This window comes from Paraburkholderia phymatum STM815, assembly GCF_000020045.1.
Classification (GTDB): Bacteria; Pseudomonadota; Gammaproteobacteria; order Burkholderiales; family Burkholderiaceae; genus Paraburkholderia; species Paraburkholderia phymatum.
On record NC_010627.1, the window covers coordinates 260241 to 271909 of the forward strand.

At 57.0% G+C, this 11669-nt stretch carries 7 protein-coding genes; all 7 read right to left on the bottom strand.

The window, feature by feature from the left end:
- Positions 1-197 precede the first annotated feature (197 nt).
- A complete protein-coding gene (ilvB, locus tag BPHY_RS37050) occupies positions 198-1973 on the bottom strand; it encodes a biosynthetic-type acetolactate synthase large subunit (protein WP_012406585.1) in 1776 nt (591 codons plus the stop codon).
- Between the two features lie 23 nt (positions 1974-1996).
- Positions 1997-4711 (bottom strand): alpha-ketoglutarate dehydrogenase, encoded by a 2715-nt coding sequence (mdeB, locus tag BPHY_RS37055; protein ID WP_012406586.1) that lies wholly within the window; start codon positions 4709-4711, stop codon positions 1997-1999.
- A 1135-nt stretch (positions 4712-5846) separates the two neighbouring features.
- Complete coding sequence (locus BPHY_RS37065; RefSeq protein WP_012406587.1) at positions 5847-6998, bottom strand: porin; 1152 nt, start codon at positions 6996-6998, stop codon at positions 5847-5849.
- A gap of 501 nt (positions 6999-7499) precedes the next feature.
- A complete protein-coding gene (locus tag BPHY_RS37070; protein WP_012406588.1) occupies positions 7500-8267 on the bottom strand; it encodes an ABC transporter substrate-binding protein in 768 nt (255 codons plus the stop codon).
- Positions 8268-8508: 241 nt separating this feature from the next.
- Entirely contained in the window at positions 8509-9267 is a 759-nt protein-coding gene (locus tag BPHY_RS37075; protein WP_012406589.1) for an aspartate/glutamate racemase family protein, read from the bottom strand.
- A gap of 125 nt (positions 9268-9392) precedes the next feature.
- Complete coding sequence (locus BPHY_RS37080; RefSeq protein WP_012406590.1) at positions 9393-10802, bottom strand: MmgE/PrpD family protein; 1410 nt, start codon at positions 10800-10802, stop codon at positions 9393-9395.
- Positions 10803-11060: 258 nt separating this feature from the next.
- Positions 11061-11570 carry an Lrp/AsnC family transcriptional regulator gene (locus tag BPHY_RS37085; protein WP_012406591.1) on the bottom strand — a complete coding sequence of 170 codons (510 nt, stop codon included), beginning with the start codon at positions 11568-11570 and terminating at the stop codon, positions 11061-11063.
- Between the last annotated feature and the right edge of the window lie 99 nt (positions 11571-11669).

Sequence of the window (11669 nt, forward strand, 5' to 3'; positions counted from 1 at the left end):
TTCGCTTCGCCGGGCTCGCGCCCGTACTTGACCCGCCAACCCACCCACTGAGAATTTAAAAGAGGCAATGCACTTCAGTAGTCTCCCAATCGCGGTCCGTGGCGAGCGCAACGATGGTTGTGTAAAATTTTTCTCGGTGAGTCAATGCCGGTATAGGCAGCGGTCACCGGGTTGCCCGAAGTCCTGGCCATGTCGACCTACCGGTCGACGTCGCGCGAATTCATCAGCATGTCCGTCAGGCCTGCGCCCGCTCGAACCATGGGCCAGACGTTCTCGGAAGGATCGATGGCAAAGTCCATGAATACGGTACGCTGCTTCATGGCAAGCGCTTCGCGCAGTACGGGCTCTACATCGCACGGGCGCTCGATGCGAAAGCCGACGTGCCCATAAGCGCGGGCGAGCGCGACAAAGTCAGGCAACGCGTCCATGTACGAGTGGGAGTAACGGTCGCGATAGTTCACGTGCTGCAGCTGCCTTACCATGCCGAGGTAGCCGTTGTTAAGGGAGACAATTTTCACGCCGAGGTCGTACTGCCTGCAGGTCGACAACTCCTGGATGCACATCTGGATCGAGCCGTCCCCGGTCACTGCGACCACATCCGCGTCAGGAAGTGCGCGTTTGACGCCCATCGCATAGGGCAGTCCGACACCCATCGTTCCGAGGCCGCCCGAGTTGATCCATCGACGAGGCTTGTCGAATCCATACAGCTGCGCAGCCCACATCTGGTGCTGTCCGACGTCGGAACAGATATAGGCATCGCCGCCGGTGGCTTCCCAAAGCTGTTGAATGACGAACTGTGGCTTGATCACATCAGCGTCCGGTTCATAGGCGAGGCAGCGCTTCTCACGCCAGTTCCCGATCTCTTTCCACCAGTCGTTGCGATTCCCATCGTTGATACGCTGCGCCCGGAGCTGCTCCAGTATCGCGCGCGCCGCGGTCTTTACGTCTCCCACGATCGGAATGTCAACCTGCACCCGCTTGTCGATCGTCGCAGGGTCGATATCAACATGAATAATCGTCCTTCGATCTGACTGGAACTCTCCTGTATTCCCGATGACCCGATCATCGAATCTCGCACCGAGCGCAATCAGTACGTCGCAATGCTGCATCGCCAGGTTGGCTTCGTACGTCCCGTGCAGTCCCGGCATCCCGAGGCATCGTCTGTCCGAAGCGGGAAAGGCGCCAAGCGCCATCAACGTGTTCGTCACCGGGGCATCGAGTCGCCGCACGAGTTCCGCAATCTCCTCGCTGGCAGCCGATGCGACTGCTCCGCCACCAACAAGAATGCATGGCCGGCGTGAACGCGCGAGCGCTTCGGCGGCGCGCCGCACCTGACCAACATGAGGCTCCGTGCGTGGACGGTAGGACCGCAGCGCGACGGATTCAGCTATGCTCAATGGCGTCTTCGCCTGAAGCACGTCTTTGGGAATATCCACCAGTACAGGTCCGGGGCGTCCGGTGCGGGCGATATAAAACGCGCTTTTGAGCGTCTTCGCGAGTTGCGAGATGTCCAGAACAAGAAAGTTATGCTTGACGATCGACCGGGTAATTCCGACAGCGTCACACTCCTGGAAGGCATCGGTTCCGATGGAGTGTGTCGGCACGTTGCCGGAGATCACCACCATCGGAATGGAATCGAAATAGGCGGTCGCAATACCCGTCACTGTGTTCGTCACACCCGGCCCTGACGTCACCAGCGCTACGCCAACCTTTCCGGTAGCGCGCGCGAAACCATCCGCCGCGTGCACGGCGGCCTGTTCATGGCGAACCAGCAGATGGGTGATATCGACGGTTTCCTGGAGCGCATCGTAAAGTGGCAGGACGGCGCCGCCTGGATATCCCCAGACCGTATCAACACCCTCTGCGCGCAGCACGGACAGGACAATCTGTGCTCCCGATGCATTGCCGTTCTTGCCCAAAGCCTCAGGGCCGGCTTTCGCAAGCTGTTGCATCTCAGCACCCGCGATCTTCATATTTTCGCTCCAGGTAGTTCTAGTTACCGTTGCCACGGCGCGGCCCGGTTCGCGTCATGCTTGCCATAGCGATCAACGGCGCGCCTGACGACCTCGACCGCGATTGCACCGTCGTCCGCGAGCGCTTTCAGCGCAGCAATCGCGATCGAATGTCGGTCGACTTCGAAAAAGGCTCGCAATGCCGCGCGGGTGTCACTGCGTCCGAAGCCATCGGTGCCAAGCGTCACATAGCGCCGCGGCACATATGCACGAATGAGTTCGGGAACGGCACGCACATAGTCTGTCGCTGCGACCACGGGCCCACGAGTGGGAGACAACGCAGATGTCACATACGGAGCGGGAGCGCGATCCTCGTCGAACAAACGATCGGTGCGTTCGGACGCGACACCGTCCCGGTGCAGCTCGGTAAAGCTGGTGACACTCCACACCGACGCTTCGACGTTCCAGTCTTCCTTCAGCAAGAGCGCGGCGGCCTGCACTTCGCCCAGAATCGCCCCCGAACCGAGCAACTGGACCTCAGCCCGATCAAGCGATGTTGTGTCAAGCGGATACATGCCCTTGAGCACACCGTCACGAACGCTTTCGATGGGTGCATCCGGAAGCGAAGGCTGTGCGTAGTTCTCGTTCGTCACCGTCAGGTAATAGAACACATCGCGCTGACGTTCGATCATCTCGCGCATGCCTTCGTCGACGATCATGGCCACCTCGTACGCGAATGCCGGATCGTAGGCGCGGCAGTTCGGTACCGTCGAAGCCGCCAGATGGCTCGTGCCGTCCTGATGCTGCAAACCCTCGCCACCGAGCGTCGTCTTGCCCGCCGTCGCACCGATCAGGAAGCCGCGCGCACGCTGGTCGGCCGCAGCCCAGATGAGATCGCCGATGCGCTGGAAACCGAACATCGAGTAGTAGATGTAGAACGGCAGCATGGGCAGGTCGTGCACGCTGTATGACGTCGCCGCGGCTACCCACGAGGACACAGCGCCCGCCTCCGAAATGCCCTCTTCCAGTATCTGTCCGCCCGTGTCTTCCCGGTAGTACAGCATCGAGCCCATGTCTTCGGGCTCGTACAGCTGCCCGAGCGGCGAATAGATCCCAACCTGCCGGAACAGATTCGCCATACCGAACGTGCGTGCCTCATCGGCGACTACGGGAACAATGCGAGAGCCGAGCGACACGTCTTTCAGAAGGCTCCCGAGCATCCGCACGAACGCCATCGTGGTCGACATCTCCTTGCCGTTGGCTTCGAGGGCGAACTGCCCCCAGGCCGACAACGCCGGGGCAGGCAGCGTTTGCGACGCGGCTGTCCTTCTGCGGGGCAGATACCCGCCGAGCGCTTCGCGCCGGGCATGCAGGTACCGCATTTCTGGACTGTTGTCCGCCGGCCTGTAGAACCGCATTTGCTCGACGTCCGCGTCGGAGAGGGGCAAGCGGAACCGGTCGCGAAACGCTTTCAGCTGTTCGACGTCGAGCTTCTTCTGCTGATGCGTGGTCATCCGGCCCTGGCCGATCGAGCCCATGCCGAAGCCCTTCATTGTCTTCGCGAGAATGACCGTGGGCTGCCCTGCATGTTTCAGTGCCCTGTCGTACGCCGCATAGAGCTTGCGTACGTCATGTCCGCCGCGGCGCAGACGGTCGATGTCATCGTTGCTCAGATGCGCGGCGAGCGCAGCCAGTTCCTCGTTCTGGCCAAAGAAGCGCTCGCGGTTGTAGGCGCCGTCATTGGCCGAGAACGTCTGAAACTGTCCATCGACGGTGTGCGCGAATGCGCGCAACAACGCGCCAGTGCGATCGCGCGCAAAAAGGGCATCCCAGTCGGAACCCCAAACCACCTTGATGACGTTCCAGCCCGCGCCCGTGAATTGCGCCTCGAGTTCGTCAATGATCCGTCCGTTGCTTCGCACCGGGCCATCGAGCCGCTGCAGATTGCAGTTGATGACGAACACGAGATTGTCCAGCCCTTCGCGGGCCGCAAGCGACAGCGCACCAATCGATTCGGGCTCGTCCATCTCGCCGTCGCCGAAAAAGCCCCATACTTTTCTGCCCTCGGTCTTGAGCAAACCACGGTTCTGCAGGTACCGCATGAAGCGCGCCTGGTAGATCGAGTTGATAGGGCCGATGCCCATCGATCCCGTTGGAAACTGCCAGAAATCAGGCATCAGCCACGGATGCGGATAGGAACACAGACCCGGGCCTGCGATCTCGCGGCGGTAGTGCTCGAGATGCTGCTCGCTCAGGAAACCTTCAAGATATGCGCGCGCATACACGCCCGGCGACGAATGGGGCTGGAAATAGACGAGGTCACCACCATGTGCATCGTTCGCACCACGAAAGAAGTGGTTGAACCCAACCTCGAAAAGATCTGCTGCCGAGGCGTAGCTCGCAATATGTCCCCCGAGTTCGCCGTAAGCCCGGTTTGCCCGCACCACCATCGCGAGAGCGTTCCAGCGCAATGCAGCGGCAAGCCGCTCTTCGGTATCGACGTCACCTGGAAACGGCGGCTGCTGGTCGACCGCGATGGTGTTGGTATAGGGTGTGAGATTTGCACGTGCCGTTGCAATGCCGCTCGACAAAGCATGCGCGGCCAGGCGGTCGAAAAGATACTGGGCGCGCTCGAGCCCGACATGCTCGACCACGCCATCCAGTGCGGCGATCCACTCGGCCGTCTCCTGCGGATCGTTGTCGATGCGCGTCTGGGTGAGTGCGAGAACGGGCTGAACACCGCTCGATAAATCGGTCATGGCGACTCCAGGGTAAACAGTGAGATTTGTGAGCTTCGAGACTCGTGCGGGTCGGAATGTCGAGTTCGACGACATGGGAAGAGCTTATCCATTCGTTCACAAAATGTGCGTCTCTTTTGCGGGGAGTTTTCGCTGCAGATAGGGCATAAATTCCGGTAACCCGGCCTCACACGAGATTCCTGTACTAGGATGTCCGAATGAAAGCTCCCGCCCACAGTGGTTGGGTCGCGTCGACATCGCGATCCGGCGGGAGTCGCGGGGCGATACGCAGATCACAATCGCTGAGCTCGCAAGCGCCGATAATCCCTCTTCCACTCCCCGCTTCAATCGCCTGCGCACACTCTGTTCAGCCATGCCACCGTCCGCGACGCGGGTGCGCTCCGATTGCGTGTCAATGTGTTTAGCCAGATCAGGCTCGAAGAAAGGGTAAAGACTCTGCGTGAAGCGCAACCGTACGGCAACAAACCCGTCACGGCCCTCGACCGTCAGTGCCCATGCGACCTGTCTGATCTGTTGCACACGTATTCCACCCCGTCGCTCGGCGGTGCAGCGACAATGTTGAAGCGTTCGCCCGTTACCTCGCAGGGGTAACAGCCCGACTCGCTAGCCCTGCCCAAAACATCGCAAGCTCCGCCTGCCAGACTGATTCGCTGATGCCGTAGGGTCCAAGCTACCTACACCGCGTCCGGGAACTCAATGAAGAACCCGAAAAGGCGACCTTCGAAAATGTGTCGACTGCAATGTCATGGCGTTATTCCTAGCGTATAGGGCATTTCCAGATCCTGTGCGAAGTTCCCTATATCACCTACACATATTTCTGCAGTATTTAATCGCTTCGACGTATTTTGGCTCGGCCCAAGCAACTATTCACGATGATAGAAATGGGTGTCTATCTGTGCGTAGACAGGGATTGCGAAATAGCGACGATGATCGGCAAGCGTGGCGCCGCCTGACTCGCTAGCCGAGAATCCGCAACAGCCGAGTTGCAAAACCGATACGGGAACGCTTGATTGACCGTAGTCGATGGCTATCTTATTTGCAGTCCGCCAGCAGTGAAGCCTCGTCCAGCATTCGGTCGAGCACCTGATGGTGGTTACGGCGTGCTAGCCAGCACGCCGTCGGTCACTGCGATCTGTCAGAACTTGTGCCGTATTGCGGCGCGAATTACGAACTGATTTGAATTCGACGAAACGTCTGTCGCACCCGGAACATAAGCGACGTCAAGCACCGTCTGAGTCTTGTCACCGCCGACGTGCTGGTAAGCGCCCTGCAGGTAAAAGTCCGTGCGCTTCGACAGATTGTAGTCCGCCATCAACCCGATAGTCTGATAATTGGGATGCAGCTTCCCAGCTGTCGCATTGAAATCGGTGCGCGTATAGGCGTACATCGCACCAACAAAAAACGCGGGAGTGAACTGATACTTGCCGTTCACTTCGAAGTTTTGGAAGCGCAGCGACGACAGGCTCGAGCCGGCGGGTGGCGTGATCGCGCCCACGTAGCCGGAGCTTACCGGATCCGTGACGTCCGTGTTCGTGTATGCGAAGCCGAGCGTTGCCGACCCGACCGTATAGTTGACGCCCGCGCCGAAAATGCGGAGGCGCTTTGCCAGGAAGTTTTCGTCACCACCGTTGTTGATCGCGCCAGTGGCCGTCGCAGACGGATTGTTGGCCTGCAGGTACGACGCCGCGATCAGCACGGCACCATTCGTATACTGCGCGCCAACGCTGTACTGCCGGTTATTGGAGAAATTCGTGTCGTTGCTGAAGCTGTACGTGCCGCCGAACTGAAAGCCGGCAAACGTCGGGCTCGTATACTTTGCCGTGTTATTGACTCGGAAGGTATTGTCTGTATTATCGTTGTCGTAAGGGTGCGCAAAGAGGGCGCCCGCCCAGTTTCCATTCGCTGTGGTCTGCGCGAGAAAATCGACAAGCGAGTCGTACTGACGCCCGAGCGTGACTGTGCCATACTTGTCGCTGGCAACGCCGACGTAGGCCTGTCGCCCAAACATCAGGCCACCCTGCCCGAGTCGTCCATTATTGATATTGAAACCATTTTCAAGCTGGAACACAGCCAGCAGCCCACCACCGAGATCCTCTGCGCCTTTCAAGCCCCATCGGCTGCCTTGTACATAACCGCTCTCCAACTCGTATGCCTTGCTACCGCGTACGTTGTTGGTGAAGTCGAATCCTTCGTCGATCACGCCGTAGAGCGTCACCGAGCTTTGCGCCATCGCGGAAACGGTACATGCCGACAATATCGATGCTGCGATTAAACTGCGTCCTTTCATCGAATCCTCCAAACCTAGTTGCAATCTAATAAGAATTTTCATATATGTTTTTTTATTTCATGCAATGCATAGCATAACTAAGTAACGATTTTGAAGAATCTCCTTTTCTAAAAGATGTATTGCCTTGTACGAACGGGGCGCACGACGATCTGAGCCTTGTCAGCCTCAGCTTGTTGGATCTTGCGAGGACGGGATCGCCGAGTCGATTCGCTGAATATTGACGTCTCCGGCCACTATAATCCCCATCCGACCCGGCCCACCCTGGTGATGCTTCGTCTTCGGCGGCTACGCCGCCATCGACTCCTCGTCACAGATCAAAACTTTTGCCACAACGACCGGCCAATAGTCGCCCACGAACTTCCGTGGCTTTACGCGACAAGCGTTTCTCGCCCTTCAGGACCCGCGATTTCTTGACAAAAATTGCGCCCCCATCGCAACCTCATCTACATATTCATCGCGGTCCGATGCATGGAAAATCGCAAGTAATATCGAACATTGACTTCACGGTGTGATAACCTCAAATTTAAAATACTTTTTAGCAATCTTGTTGAGCGTGCCATCCTGTTTTAGGGAGGCAATTGCCTCGTTCAGGCGGGTTCTCAGTTCCTTATCCTGCTTGCGGACGCCGAAGGCCACGCCACGGCCACTTATCTTCTCGTCGAGCAGACCTGGTCCAACAAAAGCAAACCCCTTGCCTTCTGGCGTTTTCAGGAAACCATCCTCCGCGTTTTGCTGTGCTCCCAAAGCAGCATCAATCCGGCCACCTGCCAAGTCCGAAAATAACGCGCTTTGACTTGGATATGTGATGATGACAGCACCAGCTGGTGCCCACTTCTGTTCTGCATAGATTTGCTGGGCTCCGCCTTGCTGAACACCGACGCGCTTGCCTTTGAGCGATTCTGCGTTCGGTAAAATATGACTGTCCGTGCGCGCGACCAAACGCATCGGGGTCGCATAAATGACGGATGTAAAATCAATTACTTGCTCGCGCTGCGGGGTATCCCACATGCCCGAATTAATAGCGTCGAACTTCTTCGCCATCAAGGCCGGAATGAGGCCATCGAACGAATTTTCAACCCACTTGCATTTGACCTGCATTCGCGCGCACACGGCATTGCCGATATCGATATCGAAGCCCGTCAATTCTCCGCTTGGTAACTTGTATTCAAACGGTGGATAGTCTGCCTCGATGCCGAAGCGCAGGGTATCGGTGGCAAACGCAGAAGACGCCATCACGCAAAACGCAGCGGCGGTCATAAGCTGTCTCATCTCGGCTCCTTTATGGCTCGATATTTATGATTTGGTTACGCAGATTCACTTAGAAAATGCACTGTAATGCTTGCGGTGAAATTTGATCCCTACCATGGACGTGAACAAAGATACTTATCATCTCAGTGTCTCCGATACTTCTGAGCATGCCGATGTTGATATCGGCTGCGATCAAGGTAATTCCGGATCGAACGGTTAATCCGAGAGTCGCAACCGGGTGGCTCGAAATCCGCCGTCCGGACTACTCAAGAGCTGCTTTGGCGAAATGCAGAAGGTCGAGCACAGGAATAGAAGTCACCTCTCGGATGGTCTTACGGAAGTCGGGCACCAACGTGCACTCGAGCAGCAAAACGCCAACATTATTCAGGACTCCATCATTGCGAAACTCCTTGATCAAGCGCTCAGCTAGCTGTTTGGCCATGCGCTCCTTGCTCCATTTGCACGACTCCACATTGGCGTAGGGATCCAGGCACCAACAATCCCAATCCGGCAGATCGGAAATGCTCACGAAACGAAGACGTTCAAAGCCGGGCTGATCATTCAACAAGGGCATGAGTGGCTTGGCGTCCCAGGTGATGATCCCGATCGGACGATTAGTCATGCGAAGGGCCAGATCGAGAAACTCTAGCGCGCTCGTTAATAGCGGGGTCGATGTTTTCCCATAAAGGTGTTTTCGTGACGCCCACATGTAGCCACAATTGCCAATAATCAGGTCGGTTTGGCCATCAAGCTGTTGAGCCGCCTCAAGGATGCCACGGGCAGCCTCTGGAGTCGGGACCTTGTTCGAGGCCGCATCTGCCCCCTTGGCGACGGTCTTGCGTAACGCCACTGGCCATAGCGCCGGATCGTCCACCATAAAGGGCATCGTCGGTGCGTCTTCGGCCGGGTCCGACGATTGGCATACGTCATCGGGCTCCAGCATAATGACCCCTAGCAAGGGCCTCTGCACACAGGAATTCGACGGTGCGATCGCGCTGTCGCTTGGTTCGGTCTTTGACATTTTCACTTAATCCATTTGCTGATTCGATAACCACTGTCGTCATTCATGGCGAGAATCTAGCTACTAGCAATTTGAATCGGACGACGAACGACGCCTTGCACCGCTGCGAGCCCCTTTACAATGGCTTATCTCGCTGCTGGTCTGGCTGTCACCTCGAGCAACGGCGCGATTTCTCCATCCAGAAGACGGGCGAACGCGTTCAGCAGGTCCTCTTGCTGAGAATGATTCAGCACGGAGCGCGTTGCCGTTCGGAACTTGTGCTCCAGTTCCTCCATCGACATCGGTGCGTCTGGGTTGTACGGAGGGGAAACTACCGGTGAGGAGTATGTTCCGTGGGTGGTTACGACGTCCACGCTGTTGAATTCGAAATCAGGATGAGATCCTTCGTCCGGCTGAGGCAGGTGTTGATAAGCGTAGGCATGTTGAGCACTGAATTCGGGGTTTACTACGATTTCAACTTTTTCGGCAAGGGCGCAAATGTCTTCGCGTCCGATCAAAGACTCATCGATTGGCATCAAAGAGTCGGGGCCCAACATGGCCATGACCGCAGTGCAGAACGGAATGCTGTACTGGATGTCAGCCAGGTTATCTGGTCGGGTCTTGTTGGACAGCTTTAGCGCATATTCGAATATGTTTACCCTAATAGCAGTGATCTCATTTGGCTTAATAGCATGTTCGGCAATCAACGTTTCGAGAGCCTTCAGTGAGCCGTGAAAATGTCGGCATGTTGCATAGGGCTTGAAATAGTTGCCGTTGATCTTCATCTCATCCTCGCCCAACCCTCTCAGAATGCGCCGGGAGTTGTAAAAAGGTAAGTGATCGAAAATGTCTGCAAAGCCGATATGCCCCAGCTTTCCCAAGACCAATGACGAATAGCCCGCAACAGTACTCCAGGGAAGCCCTTCCTTAACGTCTCCTCCGAATTGACTGGTGTATCCGGTCGCGATCAAATTCGGGCTGTAAACACCAGACAAGGCGAGTCCATTCGCAAGTTGATCTGCAGAGACCTTGAGCAGCCATCCGGTCGCAGCAGCGACACAGAACCCCGTCCAGACACCGGTCTGGCCATGTTCGGCCGGTTGCCCGTGGCTGCCACGCGCGGCCTTTATGCGGGTTCCGACCTCGTAGCCGACCACGATAGCAGCTAGGGCATCGTCTGCGGACGCGCCAATTTCGCTCGCAAGCGCCAGCGCTGCGGGAATGACCGCAGCGCCGGGATGTCCCCACGCCTCGATCTGTCCATCGTCCATATCGAGAGCAGCCGAAGCAGAGCTGTTGGCGAAAATAGCGCCCGCCGCCGTCGTCCGTCGTCCGTCGAACCAGATGGGAACGTCTCCCTTCCCGAACAGATCGATGGTGGCCTCGCGTGCCGCCACAACAGTTGGCGCATATAGACCTGCCGCAGCCGCGGCAAGCGTGTCGAGGATACACATCGCGGCGCGATGCTTGTCTGCGCGAGATATGTCGGTCGCTTTCAAACTACATACATAGCGCGCCAGCACGCAGACTGTTGAGACTGTTGAAACTTTTGACATCTCGTTGATTCTCCGATGAAGACAGAAAGTGCGAAGGATGTTGGTATGCCTAGTATTCCAACTATAGCCGAGAAATTAATCGTGTCAACATCAGTTAACACAACGGATGAGCACGGCGGGGTTCTGCTTCATACAAGCCATAGCTTGCGAGCCATAGTTAGGCGCGTTGCGAGCTAGCCGCTTCCACTTGAGCCTGGGCGAAAAATGCGACCGGTAATGGTGCCGGGCGCAGTCGAGACAACCGGCGCAAACGCATAGTCATTCGTCTAGCCCGGCGAGCGTAAGGCCGAGAGCTGGCAGCGGCAAAGCGGTCTTGTAGCGCACCTGTTTTAATGCAAAACTCGAGCGGATGTTTGACACACCCGGGATGGTCGTCAGACGCTCTATGATGAAGCGCTCAAGTGTATGCATGTCCGGGACTACCACACGCAGGAGGTAGTCCGCATCGCCCGACATTAGATAGCACTCCATAACCTCTTCGCGTAAGGATATGGCCTCTTCAAAACGTTGAAGTGCCGATTCGACCTGCTTTTCGAGGCTAACTTGAATGAACACATTAATGCGAAGGCCAAGCACTTCAGAGTCCAGCAGCGTAACCCGCTGCCTGACGAGGCCTAGCCGCTCAAGTGCACGCACACGGTTGAAGCAGGGTGTCGGAGAGAGGTTGACCGCACGCGCCAGTTCAGCATTGGTAATCCGTGCATTGTGCTGAAGTTCGTTCAGGATGCAGACGTCAATACGATCGAGTCGTCGAAGATTTGCGCTCATGACAGGCTTGTTCCACGCCCTCTCGGTGGTGACATGCGCGAGCGGTCGACCGCGTTATCGCTGGCCTTCTCGTTTGACATGTTGTCTCCACGTTCAGTT

Coding starts and splice junctions, on each gene's coding strand:
- ilvB (WP_012406585.1), bottom strand. CDS start 1,973: ATGAAGATCGCGGGTGCTGAGATGCAACAGCTTGCGAAAGCCGGCCCT.
- mdeB (WP_012406586.1), bottom strand. CDS start 4,711: ATGACCGATTTATCGAGCGGTGTTCAGCCCGTTCTCGCACTCACCCAG.
- BPHY_RS37065 (WP_012406587.1), bottom strand. CDS start 6,998: ATGAAAGGACGCAGTTTAATCGCAGCATCGATATTGTCGGCATGTACC.
- BPHY_RS37070 (WP_012406588.1), bottom strand. CDS start 8,267: ATGAGACAGCTTATGACCGCCGCTGCGTTTTGCGTGATGGCGTCTTCT.
- BPHY_RS37075 (WP_012406589.1), bottom strand. CDS start 9,267: ATGTCAAAGACCGAACCAAGCGACAGCGCGATCGCACCGTCGAATTCC.
- BPHY_RS37080 (WP_012406590.1), bottom strand. CDS start 10,802: ATGTCAAAAGTTTCAACAGTCTCAACAGTCTGCGTGCTGGCGCGCTAT.
- BPHY_RS37085 (WP_012406591.1), bottom strand. CDS start 11,570: ATGAGCGCAAATCTTCGACGACTCGATCGTATTGACGTCTGCATCCTG.